Consider the following 23,270-nt stretch of genomic DNA (forward strand, 5'->3'; position numbering starts at 1 on the left):
TCCTGCAATTTGGCGTTTAACCTGCGAATTAGGAACAGAAAAACACGTCCACCACCAACGGTGACCATCTGGCAGGAGCAGGGAACATGAACTTTAGCGCCGACGCACACGACACCATCCGCGTGGTGTTGTATAGCCACGACTCCCAAGGCATGGGGCATGTCCGCCGCAACTTAGCCATCGCCCATGAACTAGCACGCACGTTGCCGGAGCTTAGCGGCAAGAAAGTCTCCGGACTTCTAATTTCCGGTGCGGTCAACGCCCAAGTCTTTGGGCTGCCGGAAGGCTTTGACTGGTTCTTTATCCCCAGCATCGCCAAAAGCCCGAAAGGCTATATTCCTCGCAATCTGGATGCCGACTGGAATACCCTCCGGGCAGTGCGCTCGCGTGCAATATCGGGTGCGTTGCGTGGCTTTAACCCAGACCTGGTCATCGTGGACCGCCACATCTACGGCGTCGACCACGAGCTGCGCATCCCGCTGCAGAAACTGCGCCAGCACAATCCAGAGACCAAGATCGTCCTGGGCATGCGCGAGGTTCTCGACTCACCACTTATCGCGCAACAAGAGTGGGACCAGCTGGGCGCACCGTGCGAAGTCGATGCGCTTATCGATGAAGTCTGGATCTACGGCGATAGCCGCATCCATGATCCAGTTCGCACCGGCGAGCTTCCCAGCTACTTAGCCGAAAAGGCGCGCTATACCGGTTACCTGTCTTTAGGCCGTGCCGAATCCGAAGCACCCACCGAACAGCCCTGGGACAAACCCTTCATACTGACTACTGCCGGTGGTGGCGCCGATGGCCACCAACTACTCAGTGCCGCAGTAGCCATGGAGGTCCCTGCCGGACACCGCCACATCGTGGTCACCGGCCCGCACCTAAGCCAAGCAGAGTTTGATGAACTCAACGACGCTGCAAGTCCACACACGACCGTCTACCGCATGTGGCCTGGTTTAGCCGCTGTCATGGGGGAGGCCGCCGCGGTGATTTCCATGGGCGGCTACAACACCGTCGCAGAAATCCTTGCCACTGAAACCCCAGCGCTCATCGTCCCGCGGGAGTACCCACGCTTAGAACAACTCATCCGCGCATTAGCTCTGCAAAAGCACGCCGCACTCGATGTCTTACGGCCTTACTCGTTGACCCCAGAAGCACTCGCTGACTGGGCACAGGCCAACGCCGGCAAGAAGGTGAACCGCACCCGCATTGAACGCGCTGGTCTTCAGCACGTAGGACAACTCGCTGCTGAGCTGCTGCGCGGGGAAGAACTCACCGCCGAATTAGCGCAACTCGTAGGAGCACAATCATGAACAAGATCGCTTATATCGTGAAGGTTTACCCACGCTTTTCAGAAACCTTCATCGTCACCGAAATTCTTGGCCGCGAAGCACAAGGCGAAGACATCAGTATTTACGCCATGCGTCCGACCACGGATACCCGATTCCATCCGGAACTATCCCGAGTCAAAGCCCCGGTGTCCTGGATTCCACGGCCGCACAATGCACGGCGCTTTTGGAGCCAAGTCTCTGAAAGTCTCACTGACCCTGACATGGCAGCCCGTTTCGCCCAGATTCTCCCGGAGCTGTCCCAACTTGCTGCCTCCGATGTCGCTCAAGGCGTGGCTTTAGCCCAGCGCGTGCGTGCCGATGGCATCACCCACCTACACGCTCACTTCGCATCGCTATCCGGGCGAATGGCATGGATTGCCTCGCAGCTCACCGGCATTGGATACACCCTGACCACGCATGCCAAGGACATCTTCCACGACGACGTCGATAAGACCTGGCTGCGCCGCATCTGCGCAGACGCCGACAACGTCATCGCGATTTCTCGATTCAACGAAAACTACCTGCGTGCTGAACTCGAAGGCACCGGCGCCAACATCGTGCAGCGCTACAACGCATTAGAACTCGAACGCTTTCCGTTCACACCGCGTAGCGCATCCAGCTCCGCTCTACGCATTATCGCGGTGGGACGACTGGTCCCGAAGAAGGGCTTTAGTCACCTGCTGCAGGCCCTACGTCAGCTCACCGATCGTGGGGTAGAAGCACACCTGACCTTGGTAGGCGAAGGCGAACTGCAGGAGCAACTAGATCAAGAGGTTCACGACTTAGGCCTCGACGAGCACGTCACGATGCCCGGTGCACTTAATCAAGCAGAAGTCATTGACTTACTTCAACAATCGGACGTCTTCGCTGCACCGTGTGTGCCAGCTGCCGACGGCAATCTCGATGGCTTGCCCACGGTGGTGCTGGAAGCAATGGCCTTAGGCACTCCAGTCCTTGCCACCGACGTCACGGGCTTGCCAGAAGTCGTCATCAATAACGACACCGGCGTGCTTATCACGCTTGATGAGGTGGAACCGGACTTGGCCACAGCGCTTGCCGATGCCCTCGAATCCTTCAGCAACGGCGATCCCGACACCGAAACCTTGACTCGTAATGCGCGCAGGCTTATCGAGGACAACTTCGACAACCGCCTGCAAGCCCAAGCCCTGTATGAACTGGAGGTGGGAAGCTCATGCGTATCGCTTACATCTGCGTAGATCCCGGCATTCCCATTTTCGGGACCAAAGGCGCTTCCGTCCACGTTCAAGAAGTTATCCGAGAGTTGCGCAAAGCAGGCCACGACGTACATGTCTATGCCACCCGCGTGGGCACCGATGTCCCGGCGGACTTGCAGGATATTCCTGTCACCCGCTTCAAGTTGGGTACGAAGGAACCGGAAGCTCGTGAGAACGCCCAAATTCAAGCCAGTGCTGACATCGTTGCAGCCTTGACCGATGATGGTGCGGAGTTTGTTTACGAGCGCTACTCGTTGTTCTCCACGGCGTTGGCAGATTCTGGTCTGCCCGGAATCCTGGAAGTCAATGCACCGCTTATCGATGAACAACGCACCCACCGCGTACTCATCAACGACTTAGCTGCACAGCGCGCACTGCAGGTACAGGTGCGCGCCGCACGCGCGGCCATCTGTGTTTCTGAAGCCGTAGCCAATTGGGTGCGTGCTTCTGTCCCGAACACAGACAACGTGCACGCGATTGCCAATGGCGTGAACACCGATCGCATTCGACCACAGCCAGAAACACCGGGCGTGCCAGTTGTCACCTTCGTTGGAACGCTCAAGCCCTGGCATGGCACTGAATACCTCATCCGCGCGGCGGCACACGCGCAGCAGCAGTGGCGTTTGCGCATCATTGGTGATGGTCCTGAGCGCGAGCACCTCGAGTTCTTAGCACGCGGCCTCGGCCTCGAAGTCGACTTTTGTGGTGCCGTTCCACCAGAAGATATGCCGGCACAGCTGGCAGGTTCTGCTGTTGGTGTTGCGCCTTATCCTGCACCGAAAACTAACGATGCACATTACTTTTCACCCCTAAAAGTCTACGAATACCTAGCTGCGGGACTGCCAGTTGTGGCTACACGTGTGGGGCAGGTTCCCGGCGCGCTCGGCGGCGTCGTCAAGCAGGAGGATTCCGATCACCTAGAGGTCCGCGAAGCCGGGGTCATCGTGGAAGGTTCCTCCCCAGAGGCGTTGGCGCAGGCTATTGACTACCTCGTAACAGATGCGCATCTGCGTGCCACAACGGGCGCACGCGCGCGTGAGTTGGCGGTGTCCCAGCACAGTTGGGCAGGAGTTGTATCCCAGATGTGGGAGCTGGCTCATGGCTAAGAAGTTGGAAAAGCGTGCGGTGCAACGCACGGTGTCGTTGGTGTGGCCGGATGTGAAACCCCATCGCACCTTGGCAATGGGTGGTGTGGTGGCACTGCTGTTTGAGGTTGCCTTCCGCGTGTTAGAGCCCTGGCCGTTGAAGTTCGTCGTGGACGCGGTGTCTGTCTCAATGGGCGTGGATCAGGAGGGCCGTCCGGCGACGACCGGTTTGCTACTGGCTTGTGGCGTTGCAGTGATCCTCTTTGTTGGACTGCGCGCACTGTCGAATTACCTGGCCACGGTGGCTTTTGCCCTCGTGGGCTCAAGGGCATCCACGCGTTTGCGTGCGCGGGTCTTCCAGCATGTTCAGGGCCTGAGCATGCAGTATCACGCGAAGAATCGCTCGGCGGATACGGTCCAACGCATTGTGGGCGATGTGGGCAAGCTGCAAGAAGTTGCTGTCACCGCGGGTCTGCCGTTGTTGGCGAACGTGGTCACCTTGGTGGTCATGCTGATTGTGATGCTGGTGATGGACGCGTGGCTAGCGATGATCGTCGTTGCTGCCCTGTGCATCTTTCCGCTGTTATCGCTGACGACGACGAAGCGGATCACGAAGGCCTCACGTAAGACTCGCAAAGCCGAAGGACAGCTGGCCAACACCGCCCAAGAAGCACTCAGTTCGATTACCGTCGTGCAGGCTTATGGCCTGGAAGAGCACTTGGGTGAGCGCTTTACCTTCGCAAACAAGAAATCGCTGAAAGATGGAGTGAAGGCACGTCGCCTGGCAGCGCGTTTGGAGCGCGGCACCGATGTCATTGTCGGTCTGGCAACCGCTGCCATCCTAATTGGCGGTGCCTACCGGGTTCTCGACGGCGTGATGACCATTGGTGACTTGGTGCTGTTTACGACCTACCTCAAGACCACCATGAAGCCCCTGCGCGACTTAGCGAAGTACACCGGACGCATCGCGCGCGCTGCAGCCTCGGGTGAACGCGTTGCCGATTTGATGGACAAAGTCTCCGACGTGCGCAGCCCTGCCGACCCGCATATCCACGACCGCTACTTAGGCTATGTGGAGTTCAACAACGTCAGCACCATGTATGGACGCCAGAAGGTCCTTCACGGCGTGGACCTATTTATCCGCCCCGGTGAACACGTCGCCGTCATCGGCCCTTCGGGTGCGGGCAAGTCCACGCTGGTGTCCCTACTCGTGCGTGCCCAGGACCCCGCCTGGGGTGAAGTCACCATCGACGGCCACCCGTTAGAGGACCTGGAGTTAAGCCAACTGCGCCACAACATCTCTTTGTTGCATCAGGAAGCAGTGCTGTTTACCGGAACCGTGGCCGACAACATCCGCTTAGGGCGCTTCGATGCCACGGATTTCGAGATTGAAGAAGCTGCTGCAGCCGCCGGGGCGCATGCCTTCATCCAGGATCTGCCCGACGGCTATGACACCGTCGTCGGCGAACGCGGCGGCACGCTTTCTGGTGGCCAGCGCCAACGCATCGCGATTGCTCGAGCCCTGCTGCGCAATAGCCCTATCGTCATCCTCGACGAACCGACCACCGGACTGGATCCGGCATCGGCGCGTGGGGTGCTCAAGGGCATCGACAAGCTGGTCAACGGTCGCACCACGCTTTCGGTCACCCATGACGCCGAGGTCGCCCTGCGTGCAAGCCGCGTGGTGTGGCTGGAAGCAGGCCAAGTGCTTTTCGATGCCCCACCCAACGACCTACTCGAGAACAACGACACCTTCCAGCGCTGGGTCGCACAATCCACTACTGCCGAAGAGGTGAGACTCCTTGATGACGCTTAACCCCACATCCCTGCACAAGCACCTGAACAACGCACTCGATAGCGAGTGGCTTAGCGAGCACGTCGGCTCCGAAGTCGCCCCGACATATCTGCGTATCAAACCACACACCAGCCTGGTTGTTGCCTGGGCAGCCAATCCAGGCAGCCCGGGCAGCGAAAGGTATGGGTGGGCGCGGATGCTGTGGCCCGGCGCGCAAGCCAAAGCCGCTAAGGCCGTGGACCATGCCCGCAAGGCAGGGCAGCGACTCACCGGTTGCTGGCTTGATGATGACATCTTGTTCCAAGCCGGCGACCTGTGTGCCGATCCGAAACTGAGCAAGCACATCCGCCATGCGCACTTGCTGGATGACGTGGAGGTCCTACGCTATAACCCGCTGCGCCGCGTTGTACTGGCCACCGCGGATACGGTCTACCGGATTAGTACCCACTTGCAGCTACCGGCAGAGACCTACCGGCTTATTAGCCAGGCAGTCAACGTGCCGGAAATGCTGAGCAATTCCCGCGATGGGCTGAAAAGCCGTGCGAAGCGTGTCGGCTGTGGCGACCTCAGTAATTATGCAGGCACTGCTGGTACCAGCAGGGAGCATCAGCTGCATGCCGAGGCCGGTCGCCAACTCGCACAGCTTCATAACGTGTGCTTGCCAGCACACGGGCACAGGCAGGCATGCTCCGGGCTTAAACAGCTCTACGCTCATGCAACTGTTCTCGACCACCTAGATAGTGAGCTTGCCCAGCGCGTTCGCACGGTCGCCGCACACCTGCCGTTGGTGGTGGGCGAGCCGGTTACCGTGCATGGCGATGCCTCACCCGATCAGTTCCTTTACTCAGCAACCGGCGAGGTCTGGATGACTGACTTCGACCGCCTCGCTCTAGGACCAGCTGCACTCGACTTAGGTTCCTATCTTTCTGAGTGCTCCGATGCAGCTGGCGATTCCTTCTTGCAAGGCTACGAGGAACAGCGCCCGCTGCCGACTGAGTCTGAACTTCGCATCGCCCGTGCGCATTCCCTGGCAGCACGCCTGCTGACCCCGCTGCGGCAAGCACACTCCACCTGGCGCAGCGACATCACAACGCGCCTGGATGAAATGGAAGAGGTGCTGTCATGAGTAAGGCACTCGAGGTACTCAACCAACTGCCACTGGTGCGACGGGGATGGCCGGGCAAGGCTGGCTCCATCCTGGTCGAGGCATTCGATAACCAACACCGCCTGCGCGCCGGGAAGATAGGCGCTGATGGCGATATCACTTGGGCGCAGTTCGGTGAAGACAGAAAGCTCCCGTCGTTCCAGGTAGATACTGGTGAGCTACTCGTACACCGTTATGGCAAGCGCGCGGTAGTTCGTAGCGGCGACGTGATCACTAAGCACCTGCGTCCGGGCAAGGCACACGCAGTAGCGGAGAAGTCCATTCAAATCCGCAGTGCCTGCCGTCGCATCGGTCTCGGTGCGGCACAAGTCGTCGACCACGATGATTCCTCGGTGACCTTTGCGCTGTTGCCAGGACGCAGCGTGCACACTCTAGGCGATGATGCGCTTCCTGCCTGGCAGCAGTTTCTGGAGCTGTGGCCAAAGTGGCAGGAGCTCAACGTGGCAGACTTGCCGATGTTTAGCGCCTTGGATGAAGCCGAGACTCTACGGACCTGGGTAGGACATGCCGTGCAGCACGAGGTCACCTATAGCGACGAGATTGAAGAAGCTGCCGAGATTGTCTGCGATCGCCTCATCCGTGACATGCCCGAACCCGGCGCGCCGGGGCATGGTTTGTTGCACCGGGACCTGCACGACAAGCAACTGCTGTGGGATGGCGAGGCTTTGAGTGTTCTCGATGTCGATACGGCAGCCTATGGCGAGGTGGCACTGGATATTGGGAACCTCACGACGCATGTGCGCTTGCGAGCGCTCCAAGGAGTGCTGAGTCCCGACTGCGCGAAGCAGGTGCTAGATGGCTTAGAGGCCTTAGCGCCACAGGAGCGAACGAAGGTCTATGCCGACTCGGCGGCACTGCGACTTGCGTGTGTGTATGCCTTCCGGCCCACTGCGGCGAGCTGGTGGAAGCAATGGACACTGCGCGTATTGGATGAACTACTCGATGAAGGACAAGCACAATGAAGATTTCGGTGATTGGCTGCGGCTACCTCGGCGCGGTACACGCAGCATGTATGGCAAGCTTGGGACACGAGGTCATAGGTATCGATGTCGATGCGAGCCGCGTTGCGGCACTGAATGCGGGGCGCCCGCCGTTCTATGAACCGGGATTTCCGGAGGTACTTGGTGAAGCCCTAGCTACGGGGCGCCTACGCTTTGCGATGAACACTGACCCGGGCGTTATCGCCGATGCAGACGTGCACTTTATCGCTGTTGGTACGCCACAATCCTCGGATGGTGAAGCAGCTGATGTCTCCTACGTCGATGCGGCGGTGGACTTCATTATGGAAGCTATTAAGCACAGCACTCGTGATAGGTCCACGCCACCGGTGGTCGTCGGTAAGTCGACAGTTCCGGTGGGAACCGCAGCGCGTCTGCAGACGCGCCTGGATGCCGTTGGTGCACTGTTGGTGTGGAACCCGGAGTTCCTGCGGGAAGGGCATGCGGTTGCTGATACCTTGTGCCCGGACCGGATTGTTTACGGTCTGCCGGACAAGGGCGGGGAAGTAGCGCGCAGAGTACTCGATGAGGTCTACGCTGAGGCACTGTCGGCAGGTATACCGCAGGTGCTGACCGACTTCGCCACGGCAGAGTTGGTGAAGGTAGCGGCGAATTCGTTTCTTGCGACCAAGATCAGCTTTATCAACGCTATGGCGCAGTTGTGTGAGGCCACCGGTGGTGATGTCACGCAGCTGGCGGAAGCGATTGGGCATGATAAGCGCATCGGCAAGCATTTCCTGGGTGCCGGCATTGGCTTTGGCGGAGGCTGTTTGCCCAAAGACATCCGTGCTTTCGCCGCGCGCGCAGGGCAGTTAGACATCGCAGAAGTGGTGGACCTGCTGCACACCGTGGATGCGATTAACCATCAGGCAATGCGCCGGGTGGTCGCTGCCTGTGAGCGCGAGCTTGGCGATGTCCACAGCACCCACATCGGAATCCTCGGCGGGGCGTTTAAGGCGAACTCCGATGACATTCGCGAATCCCCAGCCCTCCTGATTGCCAGCGAGCTGGCCGCCCGTGGTGCGAGAGTGAGTATCTACGACCCACAGGCAGGTTCCAACATCGCCGCCAAGTACCCGGCGCTTAACGTCGTGGACTCGCTAGACGAGGCTGTGACGGGAGCAGACATGACGTTAGTGCTGACCGAGTGGAAGGAGTTTCGGGAGCTGAGTCCTGCGGACATCGCAAAGCATGGTGCACGCAGGCGGATTCTGGACGGGCGCAACATTTTAGACCCAGCCGAGTGGAAGGATGCTGGTTGGAGCTATACCGGCATGGGGCGGGCCTAGATTTTTCGCCGCGCGCCGGGGAAGGAGGCCGGGTAGGATTCGGGCCATGGGTTTTACCACGCCGAGCTATTCCTTATCCGACCTTTTCGCCCGGATTAACCGCGGCGATATCCAACTGCCCGACTTCCAACGCGCCTACTCCTGGGATGAAGACCGCATCCGTTCGCTGGTGGTGACAGTCCTGCGCGGATACCCGGTGGGTGCGCTCATGGCGCTTGATACCCGTGATGAGCACATGCGCTTTCGGCCCCGTCCGTTGGAAGGTGCGCCGGATAGGGGAGTTAACCCGGGCATGTTGCTTCTCGATGGGCAGCAGCGGCTTACGACGATGTACCAGTGTCTGGCAGGGGAAGGGTGGGTTAAGACCCGCGATTTTCGATCCAAGAAGATCGAAAGGACCTTCTACATCGATATTCGCACCGCGGTGTCCGAAGAGATCGTGCCGGATGAAGCCGTCTTTGCCGTTAACCGTTCCGGCGAGATTCGCTCCCACTTCGGCCCTGCTATCGATGGGCCGCTGCTCACGCGTGACGATGCCATCGCTAACTACTGCCTGCCCGTAGCCAGCCTGCTGCAAGAAGAAGGCACGGCCATGCTCTTCGCCATGGTTGCCAATGCCGATGCGGAAACCCAACGCGACCTCGCAGCCTTCAACAACCGCGTCTTGCGACCCCTGGCCGGCTACGACGTGCCAATCATGCGGGTGTTCCGCGATACCCATCGCGCCGGGCTGGGTTCGATTTTCGTCCAGGCCAACTCGGCGGGCCTGCAGATGGATGTCTTTGATCTGCTTACTGCGGTCTTTGCGTCTGAAGACCCGGATTTCCACTTGTCGGAGAGCTGGGCTGAGTATGAATCTCAGCTGCGCGAGCACCCGGCCTTGGATGGGATTGGGCGTACGCAGTTTCTCTCGGCGGTCTCGCTGCTGGTCACAGCGGAGAAGGGCAACCCGGGTGGTCAGCGCGAGGATATTTTGAGTTTGAGCCTGGCTGACTATCAGCAGGCAGCACCGGTGGTGTGCAAGGCACTGGGCACGGTGGCGGAATTCTTGGCCGAGCGCTGCGTCTTCGCACTGGAGCAGGTCCCTTATACCGCGCAGATTATTCCCCTGGCAGTCATCCTGGCGCGCCTTGAGCAATCCCCGGGTGCGCTGGATTCGCAGAAGGCTTGGGATCGCCTGCACCAGTGGTTCTGGTGTGGCGTGTTTGGTGAGCTCTATGGTTCCTCGGCGGTCAAGCTGCGCGCGGCGCGCGATGTCGTCGAAGTCACCGACTGGGTCAAGGGCGAGACGAAGAAGGTGCCGAAGACCGTGGAGGATGCGAACTTCCGCGAGTCTAGGTTGTTGTCGGTCGATGAGACGTCCGGCGTCTGGCATGGCCTGTATGCACTGCTGATGGCCCAAGGTGCGAAGGATTGGCGTACTGCACGCAAGTTCAACGAGGAATCCTATGAAGAACTTAAACCCGGATTCCACCGGATTTTCCCGGTCGCCTGGTGCCAGCGGAAGGGGCTTGGCGCAGAGGTAGCGAACTCGGTGTTGAACCACACCCCGTTGGGCAAGCGCACCGAGGTGGTTCTCGATGGCTATTCGCCAGAGCGTTACCTGGGTCGGGTACAGTCAAAGTCACTCATGGAAGACAGCGAGTTCGACGCCGTCTTAGCCACGCACAACTTGGATGTCGAGGCCTTGCACGAGGCCCGGGCAGCGGATTTCTTTGCAGATCGCCGGGCGCGGTTGGTCAAGGTGATCCAGCATGCCATCGGCAAGCAAGTGCTGCGTGATGTAGACGAGAAGAACTTCAGTGGCGGCGAGGAAGGTCCGGAGGCATTTGCGCGTTAGCGAGAATGCATCCCGAATCGGCGGGATGGCGCTGGTAGTAGCAAGCGCAGTAGTCTTAAGCGCCTGCGCGGCGTGGGGCGATGAAAACGTGGTGAGCAACCAGCTGCGCGACTTGTCGGCAGACGAGATTGATATTGCCGAAGCGCGCGCGGAAAACACCAACCGCATTTTCGACCCGGAATTCGAAGGACGCATCGTGGTGATGAATGATGCCTCCGGTATTGAAAGCGCGCGCGAGCTATTTAGTGACAGCGGATCGTTGGTGCTTACCGATGACACCGACTCAGCCATTTTGCGCGGTGCGTCTATTGCGGTGAGCCAACACATCCCCATGGTGGTCTTCAACCCGGAAGAACGCCTGGAAGTACAGAGCTTGATTGCTGATTTAGGGGTTACTCGTCTGCTGGTGGTCGGCGATGTCCGCTGGGCCGAGCAGGAAGGTGAACTCAACGTTATCCGCGACCCAGGTTCGACGAAAGCCTTGGGCGATTACACCGCCTTTGTCTTTGAATCCAAGGTGGTGGCCAAGCCTTCGGATATGTTTGCTGATATCGTCTCGCTGGAGCCCGGTGGCAAGGTTGAGCTGAAACCAGCGTGGGAAAATCCGACCGTGAATACCGAACACGACAAGATGCCTGCCATCCCCGCGCAGTCCCGTCGTGATGGCGAAGTTGCGCCAAACATGGTAGCGACTGCACACACCCCACTGCCGAACCTCATCAATGCCCGGTCCTATGGTGCAGAAGTGCTGGTCATGCCCAATGCTGACCCGCGGCACGATGAAGTTTCACACGCGATGGTGGCTGGGCTTTCCGACGGCCCATTGGTCGCCTTGGGCCCCGAATTCGGTTCCGTGAAAGAAATTTCTGAGAAGATTGCCCAAGCTGACGCTGAATAACGTACTATCGCTCGATAGGTATTCAGATGTTTACCCTCGTGTAGTAGTAGTTTGAAGGAAAAGATGTCTAAGCCAATCGTGCTCATTGCGGATAAGCTGGCCCCCTCCACTGTGGAGGCTCTGGGGGAGACCGTTGAGGTGCGCTGGGTGGATGGCCCGAACCGTCCAGAACTGTTGGAAGCCGTCAAGGATGCTGATGCACTCCTGGTGCGCTCTGCCACCACTGTGGATGAAGAGGTTTTGGAGGCTGCGCCCAACCTGAAGATCGTCGGTCGTGCCGGCGTTGGTCTGGACAACGTCAACATCCCCGCCGCCACCGACCGCGGTGTCATGGTAGTCAACGCGCCTACCTCGAATATTCACTCTGCTTGTGAGCAGGCCATCGCACTGTTGCTGGCTACTGCCCGCCAGGTTCCGGCAGCAGATCAGTCCCTGCGCGAAGGGGAGTGGAAGCGCTCCTCCTTCAAGGGTGTGGAAATCTTTGGCAAGACCATCGGCATCGTCGGCTTTGGCCACATTGGCCAGCTCTTTGCTAAGCGTCTGCAGGCTTTCGAGACCACCGTTATTGCTTATGACCCTTATGCCAACCCGGCACGCGCCGCGGCACTGGGCGTTGAGCTGGTTGAGCTGGAAGAGCTCATGGCGAAGTCCGACTTCGTGACCATCCACCTGCCGAAGACCTCCGAGACCGCCGGCATGTTCGATGCGGAGCTGCTGGCCAAGGCTAAGGAAGGTCAGATTCTCATCAACGCTGCCCGCGGCGGTCTGGTCGATGAGGCTGCGCTGGCTGAGTCCATCAAGTCCGGTCACCACCGTGGCGCTGGTTTCGACGTCTACGAGACCGAGCCATGCACCGATTCGCCGCTGTTCGATCTGCCGCAGGTTACCGTCTCCCCGCACTTGGGTGCATCCACCGTCGAGGCGCAGGACCGCGCTGGTACCGACGTTGCAGAGTCCGTGCTCAAGGCTCTTAACGGCGAGTTCGTTGCCGATGCCGTGAACGTCTCCGGCGGCCGCGTGGGCGAAGAAGTTGCCGCATGGCTGGATCTGGCCCGCAAGCTGGGCCTGACCGCCGGCAAGCTGCTGGAGCAAGCTCCCGTTGCCATCGAGGTCGTAGCCCTCGGCGAGCTGTCCTCTGAGGATCCTTCCGCACTCGGCCTGTCCGCAGTACGCGGTCTATTCTCCGGTGTGACCTCCCAGCCGGTGACTTTCGTGAACGCTATGCAGTTTGCTGAGTCCCGCGGTGTTGAGGTGCGCGTCGACACCGACGTCAACTCCAAGGGCCACCGTTCCTCCCTGCGCGTTAACGTGATTGGCAGCGACGGCAATGTCTTCTCCGTGACCGGTGCCCGTATCGGTGTCGATGGCGTGGAGAAGATCATCCGCATCAACAAGCGCGGTGTGGATATGCGCGCTACCGGCCGCAACCTCTTCTTCAGCTACGCCGATACCCCAGGCGCACTGGGCACCGTCGGCACCAAGCTGGGCGCAGCAGGCATCAACATCTCCGCTGCTGCTTTGACCCAGGGCAAGCAGGATTCCGATGCCGTGCTGATTCTGCGCGTCGACCACGAGGTCCCAGACCACCTCATCGAGCAGATCAACGACTCGCTGAACGCTACCTGCCAGCAGCTGGACCTGGACGCCTAAGGTTTCCGCCCGCATTTAGCGCATAACTTGAGCCCGGCTTCGGCCGGGCTTTTGTTATGCCTTTTGCGCCTGCGATTAATGCTAGACTTAAAGTGACCACTATATGAGAAAGGTGTTTCGTAACATGAGACTGGCAGTGATTGGCGGAGACGGCATTGGCCCAGAGGTCACCGCAGAGGCAATTAAGGTTCTGCGTGCTGTACGCGATGATATCGAGACCACCGAGTACGACCTGGGCGCGCGTCGCTACCTGCGCAATGGCGAGCTGCTGCCGCAGGCAGACCTAGATTCCCTGCGCGAGCACGACGCGATCCTGCTCGGCGCGATTGGCGCCCCGGGTGAAGTACCACCAGGTGTGCTGGAGCGCGGCTTGCTGCTGAAGATGCGCTTCGCATTGGACCACCACGTCAACCTGCGTCCGTCGAAGCTGTACCCGACCTCGACTTCGCCGCTGGTCAACCCGGGCGAGATTGACTTCGTCGTCGTCCGCGAAGGCACCGAGGGCCTGTACTGCGGCAACGGTGGTGTCCTGCGCGAGAACACCCCGCATGAGGTCGCCAGCGAGGTCTCCCAAAACACCCGCTTTGGTATCGAGCGCGTTGTCCGCGATGCTTTCGACCGTGCGAATAACCGTCGCAAGAAGCTCACCCTGGTCCACAAGACCAACGTGCTGGTCAACGCTGGCGGCCTGTGGGAGCGCACCGTCAACGAGGTGGCTGAGGAGTACCCGGAGGTTTCCGTGAACTACCAGCACATCGATGCCGCCACCATCTACATGGTGACCGACCCAAGCCAGTACGACGTGATTGTTACCGACAACCTCTTCGGCGACATCCTCACCGACCTGGCTGGCGCTGTTACCGGCGGTATTGGTCTGGCAGCCTCGGGTAACATCGATGCCTCCAACACCAACCCGTCGATGTTCGAGCCAGTCCACGGCTCTGCACCCGATATCGCGGGTAAGGGTATCGCCGACCCGACCGCGGCAATTTTGTCTGCTGCCATGCTGCTGCGCCACCTTGGCGATGACGACAATGCCCAGCGCATCGAGCAAGCTGTATCCGACGATGTTTCCAACCGCGGTGACGAGCAAATCAAGACCGTCGAAGTAGGCGAGAGAATCGCGGCCGCATTAAAGGCCTAGTGCTTTCAGGCGGGTTACCATGGTGCAATGATTTCTCCGCGTACCAAACTTTCTGCCACCCGCCGCGTCGTTGCCCTTGCTACGGGCGTGGCTTTGACTGCTAGCCTCGCCGTTGCTTGCGGCAACGATTCCGATTCCGGCGGCTCTGCCCAGGAGCAACAGGCTGCTGAGAATCCGCCCGCTGACCCCGAGCTGGTCAACGATGTTCCGGGCCGCTATTTCGATAACCCGGAGCAGGCAGTAGTCGCAGCTGACGACGAAGCCGCCCAGGTCGCTGCCGCCCACTATGCAGTAGAAAATGGTATTCCCTTCTTGCCCGTTGACGCGCTGGCAGAAAGCTCGGTATCTCAGGTGACCACCTTTGGTTCTGTGGACGCAGAAGCACTGGGCGATGCCGAGGTCACCGAAGGCGAGATGACCGAAGAGCACCCGGTCGAGTCCGTCTACCAGGACATCGCGGAGAAGGACACCGACGCCGAGAGCAGCTTTACCCTGCTGGCCACCGAAAACACCCCGCTTTACGATGTCGCCTCCGCCCGCGCCGCAGGAGCCCCCGTCGAAATCCTGCCCGTAGGCGACCCGCGTGCGACCTCTGAATCCATTGCCGCCGTCGAGGCCGGCAACGTCCTGGCTGCCGGCCCGGACTTTGGCAGCGCCGAGGACTTCAACGAGCGCGTGGAACTGGCTGGCAACGGCGAGCTGCCAGGCGGTGGCGGACTGGTCTTCCCGGGCCGTCGCATGATTGCGCTCTACGGACATCCTTCCGGACCTGCACTCGGCGTGATGGGCGAGCAGGACCCAGAAGCCGCCGTCGATCGCGTGAACAAGCTGGTGGAGGAGTACCAGCAGTACTCCGACCAAAAGATCATCCCGGCGTTTGAAATCATCGCCACGGTAGCCTCCGACGCACCAGGCCCGGACGGCGACTACTCCAACGAAGCAGACCCGGCAGAGCTGGAGCCTTATATCGACGCCATCGTCGATGCCGGCGGTTACGCCTTCCTCGACCTGCAGCCGGGCCGCGCATCCCTGCTGGATCAGGCAAAGATCTACGAAGACCTGCTCAAGCGTCCGAACGTCGGCCTAGCACTGGACCCAGAGTGGAAGATCGGCCCAGACGAGCAGCCTATGACCAACATCGGCCACGTCGAAGCCCACGAGGTCGACGAAGTCGCCGATTGGCTGGCGCAGCTGGTCCGCGACAACAACATCCCGCAAAAGGGCTTGATCTTGCACCAGTTCCAGCTGCAGATGATTCGCGACCGCGAGCAGATCAACACCGACCACCCAGAGCTCTCCTTCATCCTGCATGCCGACGGCCACGGCCCAACGGACGTGAAGATGGATACCTGGAACGTCATGCAGCAGGACTTGAGCGATGACTACTTCATGGCATGGAAGAACTTCATCGATGAAGATACCCCCATGCTCAACCCAGAGCAGACTTATTCTGTCGAACCTCGCCCATGGTTTGTCAGCTACCAGTAACGTAGCTCACTATGAGCGCCCCTAATTCCCGCGGTTCTACCGTCGAGCTCGAAGAAATCCACAGCTTCCTCGAGCAGCACGAGCCCTTTTCGCACCTGCCCGAGCCCGTGTTAAGCACGCTGGTGGCCGAAATGGTCATCCGCTATGTGCGCCGCGGGGATGTACTTTTCGATGTCGACGACATCAACGACGAGCTGTTCATCATCCGATCCGGCGCCGTCGACGTCTTAAGCCCCGAAGGCACACTGGTCGACCGCCGTGGCACCGGCTCCACCCTGGGCTATTCCACTCTCGTCGGGCACCACGAGAGTAACTACCGCATGGAGGTCGTCGAGGACAGTCTCGTGCTCGTGCTTGCCCGCGAGCCTTTCACCCAGGCCTGCGAAGAACACGACGACCTCGCGCGCTTTTTCTCCACCGAGACCCGCCGTACCTCTGCCGCCGTCCGCGAGTTGGAAGAAGACTCCACCGAGTTACTGCGCAGCCCAGTCGGCGAGATGTCCCTGGCGCCTGCACTGACCATCAGCAGCACCAGCACCATCGCTGAAGCTGCCCAAGCCATGACGGAGCAGGGAAGGTCTTCCGCGCTCGTGCTTGACGACGACCTCCGCGGCATCGTCACCGACCGCGACCTGCGCGCCCGCGTCCTGGCTGCCGGCCTCGACCCGCAGTCGCCCGTGACTGAGATTATGACCTCCCAACCGGTCACCGTCGCCCCGCACACCATGGCCATGGAGGTCATGCTGCTGATGACCGAGCGCGGCTTCCACCACGTGCCAGTAGTCGACGGGGCAGAGGTGCTAGGCATCGTCAGCCAGTCCGATATTGCACGCCTGCTTCACGATGACCCCATCTTCATCGCCGCCGACCTCCGCTCCAAAAACAGCGTCGAAGACCTGCGCGGCGCCTTCAGCCAAGCCGCCCAGGTGGCCGTGCGCTACATCGACCGCGGTTCCTCCCCACAGGAGGTCGCCAACATCATCACCATGGTCGCCGACGCGCTGGCACGCCGCCTGTGCACCCTGGCCGAAGAAAAGCTCGGACCGCCGCCCGTGCCATACGCCTTCGTCGTCGTTGGCTCCCAAGGCCGCCGCGAGATGGGTCTGGCCTCCGACCAGGACAACGCACTTGTGCTGGACGATGCCTACGACGAAACCCAGCACGGCGACTATTTCCAGCAACTTAGCGACTTCGTCTGCGTCGGCCTCGACCAGGGCGGCCAGGTACTGTGCCCAGGTGACATGATGGCCTCGAACCCCGAATGGCGCATGACCGTGAGCCAATGGGAGGAAACCTTCAGCAACTGGGTTGCCGCCCCACAGCCCGACGCCCTGCTGCACACTCAGGTCTTCTTCGACCTGCGCACCGTCGCTGGTGAGGCCAGCTTGGGTGACCGCGTGCATCGTCATGCAGTGCGTGCTGCGAAGGCCTCCAACCGCGCCCAAGCCCACATGGCCAGCCTGGCTGCCCGTCGCGAGCCGCCACTGACCTTCTTCCGCGGCCTGGTGGTTGAGCGCAACGGTGAGCACGTCAATACCCTCAACATAAAGAAGGGCGGTACTGCGGCCATCGTCCAGATTGCCCGCCTCTACGCCCTGGCCGGCGGCTACACCGACACCGAGTCTGATGCCCGCCTGGCAGAAGCAGCAGGGGATACCTTGAGCAAGCAAGGTGCCGCCGAGCTTGGCGATGCCCACACCTACCTCCGCAGCCTTACCCTTCGCCACCAGGCCAACCAGGTGCGTCAAGGCCTCGACCCGGACTATCAGGTCGACCCACGCACGCTCTCGCGCATGGAACGCGAGCACCTACGCGATGCCTTCCGCATCATCAAAGGTATGCAAAGTGCTCTGGCCACCAAGTACCCGGTCCGCAATATCTAGCCATGTTCTTTTCCAAGAAACTGGTCATTGACCAGCCCGCGAAAAACACCCCCGTGGCAGACGTGCCTTTTCTCGCCGTCGATTTTGAGACCACCGGCACGGACCCGCGCCGCGACCATATCGTGTCCATGGGTTGGATACCGCTGCAAGGCTCCGAGATTCATCTCGGCGGTGCGGGTTATCACGTCATCAAAGGTGCTGCGGTAGGAGAGTCCGCGCTCATCCACGGCCTGACCGATACCGACGTCGCCAGTGGCGTGAGCCTCGAAGAAGGCCTCGACGAACTGCTGGCCGCACTGGATGGCCGCATCCTCTTGGCACACTTTGCAGGCTTGGAATTGGGCTTTTTACGCAAAGCTGTCGACGAGGTACACAATAAGAAACTGCAGCTGCGTGCTGTCGATACCTTCGCGTTGGAGCGTCGCCACATGGAACGCATGGGCACCTATCCGCGCGGTGAAGACCTGCGTCTGCAAAGGGTCTGTGAACGCTATGGCCTGCCCAAACACGGCGCCCACAACGCAGCTGGCGATGCCCTGGCGTGTGCCGAATTATTCCTAGCCCAACAGACCCGCACCAAGGCCCGTACGCTGGCGGATTTGCTCACCTAGCGGTGTATGCAGCTGCGCTAATGATGCCAAGGTGGGGTTAACAATGCTGCAAATCTGTCAGCGGGTAGTATGTCCGCTATGCGTTTAGGACGAATTGCTCACCCAGAAGGACTGTGTTTTGCGATCATCGAGGGCGAACCTGGATCGCTAGTTGCCAAGGAGATTGCTGGCACCCCATTTACTCCGCCGGAGCCCACCGGCCGTGAGTTTGAAGAGGGCCAGTTCCGCCTCCTCGCACCGACTCTGCCCACCAAGGTTGTGGCTCTTGGCCGTAACTACGCCGACCACGTTGCGGAGGTCTTCAAGGAATCCGCTGAGCACCTGCCGCCGACCATCTTCATTAAGCCGTCCACCTCCGTTATCGGCCCGGACGCCCCGATTAAGATTCCGGACTTCGCCACCAACGTTGAGTTCGAAGGCGAGCTGGCCGTGGTCATTTCCAAGCCGTCGAAGAACATCCAGCCGGAGAACTGGAAGGATCACGTTCTCGGCTTTACCATTTGCAACGACGTCTCTTCCCGTGACCTGCAGTTCCAGGACGGCCAGTGGGCCCGCGCGAAGGGCATCGATACCTTCTGCCCGCTGGGTCCGTGGATCGACACTGACCTGGACAAGCTGAACCTGGATGACCAGAAGATCAACGCCTACCTCACTCACGATGGCAAGCGTGAGCAGAAGCAGGATTCCAACACCGATCAGATGATCGTCAAGATGGGCGGCATCTTGGCTGAAATCTCGGCTTCCTACACTCTGCTGCCTGGCGATGTCGTCACCACCGGCTCCCCAGCCGGCACCGCACCGATGGTTCCTGGCGACCACATCGAAATCGAAATCCCAGGCATCGGCTCGCTGAACAACCCCATCGAGCGCGCCTAACTCTTCGCCGCCAAACATCGCCCCACGCACCCCGCGGGGCGTTTCTAGTTTTTGCTTCCTGACCCCACGCTGAACCTGTCAAAGGTTCAGCGCTCGGAGCATGGTCCGCAACTTCGCCGTCGTCTCTGCCAACTCCGCGCTCGGGTCGGAGTCGATTACGATGCCGCCGCCGGCCCACGCGCGTGCCGATAGGCCATCGCCGCTGACTTCCGCACAGCGAATTGCGACCATGTACTCGCCGTCTCCGGTGGCGTCGCACCAGCCAACGGCTCCGGAGTAGAAGCCGCGGTCGGTTTCGGCGGTCTCGATGAGGGCGCGGGCGGCATCGGTAGGCGTGCCGCAGATAGCGGGTGTCGGATGCACCGCCAGCGCCAGCTCCAGCGCGGTCAAGTCAGAATCCTTGAGAGTGCCGACAATCGGGGTGCCGAGGTGCCACATCTCGTTCGTGCTTACCAACTGCGGGCGTTCCGGCACATCGAGGCGCTCGCACAGTGGTTCCAACGCCTGCCGCAGGTGATCGACGACGAAGGCGTGCTCCTGCATATCCTTCGTCGAGTGCAGCAAGTCCTGGCCGGCGATCTGGTCGTGGGCAGCATTTGCCTGACGAGGTGCCGAACCAGCCAGCGGAAAAGCTGACACAGTCGAGCCTTGACGCTTGACTAGCACCTCCGGCGAAGAACCCACCAGCATCGAACCGGGACGCCCCGCAGGGCTCAAATCGGCAATGAAGCCGTCGCGGTTGGCCGACAAATCAATCAAACGCGCTGCCACCAAACGTGGGTCGACAGGCGCGAAGAACTCAATGTCCACCGCACGAGCCAGGACAACCTTGCTGAGCTTCGAGTTATCAATCGTGGCGATGGCCGCCTCAATGCGGCGCAGATGCTCTTCTGGCTCCGGATCAAAGCCAGTGATGCGCGCATTCAGCGTGCCATTGCGGTAGTAGGCGGGAGGCTCTAGCGGTCCGTCCTCGCGAATGATGCTGCGCGGAACCGTCAGGGCAGCGGGGGTGTCCGCATCGAAAGGAATGGCACCGACCACCATCTCAGCTTCGCCGCCCCGCAGCGCATCGATGGCAGCGTCGGCGTTGTCGAAGGTGCGCAACGCTCCCTGAGTGCGCACAGAACCGTTTGCTCGAGAGAGCAAAAAGTCTGGCGCGGTGGAAGGTCGGGTTTCATGCATAAGCAAACACCTTAGTTGTTAAGGCGTTTTCGTCAGAATCGCGTGTGTTACCTGTTATCTGAGTGAATTATGTGACTAGTGTGTTTCCTGTGAAATTACTCAGTGCTGCTATGAAACGTTCCCTATCCGCTCTCGCAGCTGGTCTTATCCTTAGCGCGGGCATCGCTGCCCCTGCGGCCGCGCAAGAAGCTCCACCTGCACCGCCTGCCGATGGCTCCCACCTCGTGCCCGAAGGCGCCCACGAGTCCACCCCGGAAGGCGCCCCGGCACCGGAAACCGACCCGGAAATGCATCCGGAACCGGAACCGCAGGTCGACGAGACCATTAACCCGAACCCGCCCGTGGGCAACGGTCAGACCGTGAATGTCCAATGGGAGCACGAGGGCAAGATGCGTCGTTACCTCATGCGCGTGCCGGACAACTACAACCCGCAGCACCCCGCACCGATTCTCTTCGGCTTCGGCGGCTGGCAGGATAGCCCCGAGAACTTCTCTTCCTATGCTCGCATGTGGACGACGAATGCGCATCGCGACGCCATTATTATTTACCCCGAAGGCTACGAGCGCGCCTGGGAAGCAGCACCTTATGCCAAGACCGGCCCGGGTGAGGACATCCGCTTTATCAAGCGCATTATCGATGCCGTCGATGCCGACTACCACATCGACCGCAACCGCATTTACGCCATGGGCATCTCCAACGGTGGCGGCTTTACTTCCGTGTTGGGCTGCCACGCCTAAGACACCTTTGCCGCGGTAGCGATGGTCTCTGCGGCCTTCTACAAGCCGGTCGAAAACGGCTGCGGCGACAAGCCTATTGCCACCTTCATCATGCACGGCGTCAACGACGAGATGATGATGTACGAAGGCGGCACCCGCCACAAGGCGGAGTTCCTGCCCGTGCGCACCGTGCTGGGCGGCTACCTTAACCGCAACAAGTGCGACATGAGCTTCCGCGCCGAGCCGGCCCCGGGTGGCTCCGAGCGTCTGCACTTCAACAACTGCCAGCGCGAAACCCAGCTGCTGAAGGTTCCAGACATCCACACCTGGTTCTGGGCACCCGATGCCGCCAACGAGGTCTGGGACTTCCTGTCCCGCCAGAACAAGTAACCCGCCTGGTGATCCGCGAGCGCGCGTGCTGAACTACCATGAAGTCCATGACTTCAAGCACCCGCGTACGTTTTTGTCCGTCGCCGACCGGCACCCCGCACGTCGGCATGGTTCGCACCGCGTTGTTTAACTGGGCCTACGCCCGACACACCGGTGGCAAGCTGATATTCCGCATCGAAGATACCGACGCCCAGCGTGACTCCGAGGAGTCTTACCAGGCGATCATCGACTCCCTGGACTGGCTGGGCCTCGGCTGGGATGAGGGCGTAAACGTCGGCGGCCCGCACGAGCCTTACCGTCAGTCCCAGCGCATGGACATCTACGCCGATGTCCTGGAAAAGCTCAAGGAAGCCGGTCTGGTCTACCCGGCTTACTCCACCGCGCAGGAGGTCGAGGAGCGCCACAAGGCAGCTGGCCGCGACCCGAAGCTGGGCTACGACAACTACGACCGCGAGCTCACCGATGACCAAATCGCCGTTTTCGAGGCCGAGGGCCGCAAACCGGTCTGGCGTCTGCGCATGCCGGAAAAGGACTGGACCTGGACCGACCTGGTCCGCGGCGAAATGACTTTCAAGGCCGAGACTCAGCCGGACTACGTCGTCGCCCGTTCCAACGGTGCACCGCTCTACACGCTGGTCAACCCGGTCGACGACGCCCTTATGGGCATCACCCACGTCCTGCGCGGCGAGGACCTGCTGTCCTCGACCCCGCGTCAGCTCGCGCTTTACGATGCCCTGCAGCAAATCGGCATCACCGACTTCACCCCGCAGTTCGGTCACCTGCCTTTCGTAATGGGCGAGGGCAACAAGAAGCTGTCCAAGCGTGACCCGCAGTCCAACCTGTTCAACCACCGCGACAAGGGCATCATCCCCGAGGGCATGCTCAACTACCTGTCGCTGCTGGGCTGGTCCCTGTCTGCTGACCAGGACATCTTCTCCGTCGACGAGCTCATCGAGAACTTCGACGTTAAGGACGTACTCGGCAACCCGGCTCGTTTCGACCAGAAGAAGCTCGAAGCCATCAATGCTGACCACATCCGTCTGCTGGAGCCAGAAGAGTTCGCGTTCCGTCTGCGCAACTACCTGACCGAATACACCGACTTCCCGGCTGACTACGAACCGGAGAAGTTCGCGTTTGCGGCAGACTTGGTCCAGACCCGCATCAAGACGCTTTCCGATGCCTACGACCTCATGAGCTTCCTCGTCACCCCAGATAACGAACTGGAACTGGAAGAAAAGCCAGCGCGCAAGAACCTCAAGGAAGAGGCGATCCAGCCGCTGGAGGAGGGCATCAAGGCCCTGGAAGCTGTCGATGAGTGGAAGACTGACAACATCGAAGCAGCCCTGTCCAAGGCCCTCATCGAGGACCTCGAGTTGAAGCCGCGCAAGGCCTACGGCGCATTGCGCGTGGGTATCTCCGGCAAGCAGGTATCCCCGCCGCTGTTTGAGTCCATGGAGCTGCTGGGCAAGGAATCCACCCTTAACCGTCTGCGCGCCGCCCGCGAGCAGACCCCGTGGCAAACTGACAACGCCTAAAAGCCACGCGCTCTAGCGCGAGACAACCCGGCAGGAAAGCGGTCGAAGTACATCCGTGTAGTTCGACCGCTTTATCACTGTCTAAAACCACCACTAAAACTCACTAAAAATATGAGATAACCTCGCGATTTGCTTGGTTTAAGGGTAGGTGGTTATAGTTAT

19 protein-coding genes are annotated in these 23,270 nt (G+C 60.3%); 18 read left to right on the forward strand and 1 reads right to left on the reverse strand.

Annotated elements, in window-relative coordinates; genetic code table 11:
• Window positions 1–86 precede the first annotated feature (86 nt).
• The 15 genes from UL81_RS05175 (at window position 87) to UL81_RS05245 (ending at window position 19,285) form a co-directional block, all read left to right on the forward strand.
• Window positions 87–1,310 (forward strand): glycosyltransferase family protein, encoded by a 1,224-nt coding sequence (locus UL81_RS05175; protein ID WP_046453348.1) that lies wholly within the window; start codon window positions 87–89, stop codon window positions 1,308–1,310.
• Entirely contained in the window at window positions 1,307–2,545 is a 1,239-nt protein-coding gene (locus tag UL81_RS05180; protein WP_046453349.1) for a glycosyltransferase family 4 protein, read from the forward strand. The genes UL81_RS05175 and UL81_RS05180 overlap by 4 nt, the downstream gene beginning before the upstream one ends.
• Complete coding sequence (locus UL81_RS05185; protein WP_035105587.1) at window positions 2,521–3,669, forward strand: glycosyltransferase family 4 protein; 1,149 nt, start codon at window positions 2,521–2,523, stop codon at window positions 3,667–3,669. The genes UL81_RS05180 and UL81_RS05185 overlap by 25 nt, the downstream gene beginning before the upstream one ends.
• A complete protein-coding gene (locus UL81_RS05190) occupies window positions 3,662–5,464 on the forward strand; it encodes an ABC transporter ATP-binding protein (protein ID WP_035105586.1) in 1,803 nt (600 codons plus the stop codon). Before UL81_RS05185 ends, UL81_RS05190 begins: the two co-directional genes overlap by 8 nt.
• Complete coding sequence (locus UL81_RS05195) at window positions 5,454–6,569, forward strand: phosphotransferase family protein (RefSeq protein ID WP_046453350.1); 1,116 nt, start codon at window positions 5,454–5,456, stop codon at window positions 6,567–6,569. The genes UL81_RS05190 and UL81_RS05195 overlap by 11 nt, the downstream gene beginning before the upstream one ends.
• Complete coding sequence (locus UL81_RS05200; RefSeq protein ID WP_046453351.1) at window positions 6,566–7,570, forward strand: aminoglycoside phosphotransferase/kinase family protein; 1,005 nt, start codon at window positions 6,566–6,568, stop codon at window positions 7,568–7,570. The genes UL81_RS05195 and UL81_RS05200 overlap by 4 nt, the downstream gene beginning before the upstream one ends.
• The gene (locus tag UL81_RS05205; protein WP_035105584.1) at window positions 7,567–8,895 is read left to right on the forward strand and encodes a UDP-glucose dehydrogenase family protein; all 1,329 of its coding nucleotides are present in this window, start codon (window positions 7,567–7,569) and stop codon (window positions 8,893–8,895) included. The genes UL81_RS05200 and UL81_RS05205 overlap by 4 nt, the downstream gene beginning before the upstream one ends.
• A gap of 46 nt (window positions 8,896–8,941) precedes the next feature.
• Window positions 8,942–10,735, forward strand: a complete 1,794-nt coding sequence (locus tag UL81_RS05210) for a GmrSD restriction endonuclease domain-containing protein (protein WP_035105582.1) — start codon at window positions 8,942–8,944, stop codon at window positions 10,733–10,735.
• Between the two features lie 25 nt (window positions 10,736–10,760).
• Window positions 10,761–11,633, forward strand: coding sequence for a hypothetical protein (locus UL81_RS05215; RefSeq protein WP_081961467.1), 873 nt, complete (start codon window positions 10,761–10,763; stop codon window positions 11,631–11,633).
• A 63-nt stretch (window positions 11,634–11,696) separates the two neighbouring features.
• A complete protein-coding gene (serA, locus tag UL81_RS05220; protein WP_035105580.1) occupies window positions 11,697–13,283 on the forward strand; it encodes a phosphoglycerate dehydrogenase in 1,587 nt (528 codons plus the stop codon).
• Window positions 13,284–13,407: 124 nt separating this feature from the next.
• Window positions 13,408–14,427, forward strand: coding sequence for a 3-isopropylmalate dehydrogenase (locus tag UL81_RS05225; RefSeq protein ID WP_035105578.1), 1,020 nt, complete (start codon window positions 13,408–13,410; stop codon window positions 14,425–14,427).
• A 27-nt stretch (window positions 14,428–14,454) separates the two neighbouring features.
• Window positions 14,455–15,915, forward strand: coding sequence for a hypothetical protein (locus tag UL81_RS05230; protein ID WP_035105577.1), 1,461 nt, complete (start codon window positions 14,455–14,457; stop codon window positions 15,913–15,915).
• An 11-nt stretch (window positions 15,916–15,926) separates the two neighbouring features.
• Window positions 15,927–17,798: a DUF294 nucleotidyltransferase-like domain-containing protein gene (locus UL81_RS05235; RefSeq protein ID WP_046453352.1), complete on the forward strand. Its 1,872-nt coding sequence runs from the start codon at window positions 15,927–15,929 to the stop codon at window positions 17,796–17,798.
• Window positions 17,799–17,800: 2 nt separating this feature from the next.
• A complete protein-coding gene (locus UL81_RS05240; RefSeq protein WP_046453353.1) occupies window positions 17,801–18,409 on the forward strand; it encodes an exonuclease domain-containing protein in 609 nt (202 codons plus the stop codon).
• Window positions 18,410–18,487: 78 nt separating this feature from the next.
• Entirely contained in the window at window positions 18,488–19,285 is a 798-nt protein-coding gene (locus UL81_RS05245) for a fumarylacetoacetate hydrolase family protein (protein WP_179944111.1), read from the forward strand.
• A 78-nt stretch (window positions 19,286–19,363) separates the two neighbouring features.
• Here UL81_RS05245 and UL81_RS05250 read toward each other — a convergent pair whose 3' ends face one another.
• Window positions 19,364–20,467: an isochorismate synthase gene (locus UL81_RS05250; RefSeq protein ID WP_046453355.1), complete on the reverse strand. Its 1,104-nt coding sequence runs from the start codon at window positions 20,465–20,467 to the stop codon at window positions 19,364–19,366.
• Between the two features lie 110 nt (window positions 20,468–20,577).
• Between UL81_RS05250 and UL81_RS12035 the strand changes: the two genes are divergently transcribed.
• Genes UL81_RS12035 through gltX form a run of 3 tightly spaced genes read left to right on the forward strand, consistent with a single transcriptional unit; the run spans window position 20,578 to window position 23,108 of the window.
• Window positions 20,578–21,204 carry an alpha/beta hydrolase family esterase gene (locus UL81_RS12035; protein WP_236684518.1) on the forward strand — a complete coding sequence of 209 codons (627 nt, stop codon included), beginning with the start codon at window positions 20,578–20,580 and terminating at the stop codon, window positions 21,202–21,204.
• Between the two features lie 21 nt (window positions 21,205–21,225).
• The gene (locus UL81_RS12040) at window positions 21,226–21,573 is read left to right on the forward strand and encodes a hypothetical protein (protein WP_236684519.1); all 348 of its coding nucleotides are present in this window, start codon (window positions 21,226–21,228) and stop codon (window positions 21,571–21,573) included.
• A gap of 38 nt (window positions 21,574–21,611) precedes the next feature.
• A complete protein-coding gene (gene gltX / locus UL81_RS05260; RefSeq protein WP_081961435.1) occupies window positions 21,612–23,108 on the forward strand; it encodes a glutamate--tRNA ligase in 1,497 nt (498 codons plus the stop codon).
• The last annotated feature ends 162 nt before the right edge of the window (window positions 23,109–23,270 follow it).

The organism is Corynebacterium camporealensis, from assembly GCF_000980815.1.
GTDB classification, from domain to species: Bacteria; Actinomycetota; Actinomycetes; order Mycobacteriales; family Mycobacteriaceae; genus Corynebacterium; species Corynebacterium camporealense.

Excerpts from the sequence above, each read along its gene's own strand:
- UL81_RS05250 (WP_046453355.1), bottom strand. The coding sequence starts at position 20,467 with ATGCATGAAACCCGACCTTCCACCGCGCCAGACTTTTTGCTCTCTCGA.
- serA (WP_035105580.1), top strand. The coding sequence starts at position 11,697 with ATGTCTAAGCCAATCGTGCTCATTGCGGATAAGCTGGCCCCCTCCACT.
- UL81_RS05240 (WP_046453353.1), top strand. The coding sequence starts at position 17,801 with ATGTTCTTTTCCAAGAAACTGGTCATTGACCAGCCCGCGAAAAACACC.
- UL81_RS05195 (WP_046453350.1), top strand. The coding sequence starts at position 5,454 with ATGACGCTTAACCCCACATCCCTGCACAAGCACCTGAACAACGCACTC.
- UL81_RS12040 (WP_236684519.1), top strand. The coding sequence starts at position 21,226 with ATGGTCTCTGCGGCCTTCTACAAGCCGGTCGAAAACGGCTGCGGCGAC.
- UL81_RS05175 (WP_046453348.1), top strand. The coding sequence starts at position 87 with ATGAACTTTAGCGCCGACGCACACGACACCATCCGCGTGGTGTTGTAT.
- UL81_RS05205 (WP_035105584.1), top strand. The coding sequence starts at position 7,567 with ATGAAGATTTCGGTGATTGGCTGCGGCTACCTCGGCGCGGTACACGCA.
- UL81_RS05245 (WP_179944111.1), top strand. The coding sequence starts at position 18,488 with ATGCGTTTAGGACGAATTGCTCACCCAGAAGGACTGTGTTTTGCGATC.
- UL81_RS05185 (WP_035105587.1), top strand. The coding sequence starts at position 2,521 with ATGCGTATCGCTTACATCTGCGTAGATCCCGGCATTCCCATTTTCGGG.
- UL81_RS05210 (WP_035105582.1), top strand. The coding sequence starts at position 8,942 with ATGGGTTTTACCACGCCGAGCTATTCCTTATCCGACCTTTTCGCCCGG.
- UL81_RS05180 (WP_046453349.1), top strand. The coding sequence starts at position 1,307 with ATGAACAAGATCGCTTATATCGTGAAGGTTTACCCACGCTTTTCAGAA.
- UL81_RS05215 (WP_081961467.1), top strand. The coding sequence starts at position 10,761 with ATGGCGCTGGTAGTAGCAAGCGCAGTAGTCTTAAGCGCCTGCGCGGCG.
- UL81_RS05190 (WP_035105586.1), top strand. The coding sequence starts at position 3,662 with ATGGCTAAGAAGTTGGAAAAGCGTGCGGTGCAACGCACGGTGTCGTTG.
- UL81_RS05230 (WP_035105577.1), top strand. The coding sequence starts at position 14,455 with ATGATTTCTCCGCGTACCAAACTTTCTGCCACCCGCCGCGTCGTTGCC.
- UL81_RS05225 (WP_035105578.1), top strand. The coding sequence starts at position 13,408 with ATGAGACTGGCAGTGATTGGCGGAGACGGCATTGGCCCAGAGGTCACC.
- UL81_RS05235 (WP_046453352.1), top strand. The coding sequence starts at position 15,927 with ATGAGCGCCCCTAATTCCCGCGGTTCTACCGTCGAGCTCGAAGAAATC.
- UL81_RS12035 (WP_236684518.1), top strand. The coding sequence starts at position 20,578 with ATGAAACGTTCCCTATCCGCTCTCGCAGCTGGTCTTATCCTTAGCGCG.
- gltX (WP_081961435.1), top strand. The coding sequence starts at position 21,612 with ATGAAGTCCATGACTTCAAGCACCCGCGTACGTTTTTGTCCGTCGCCG.
- UL81_RS05200 (WP_046453351.1), top strand. The coding sequence starts at position 6,566 with ATGAGTAAGGCACTCGAGGTACTCAACCAACTGCCACTGGTGCGACGG.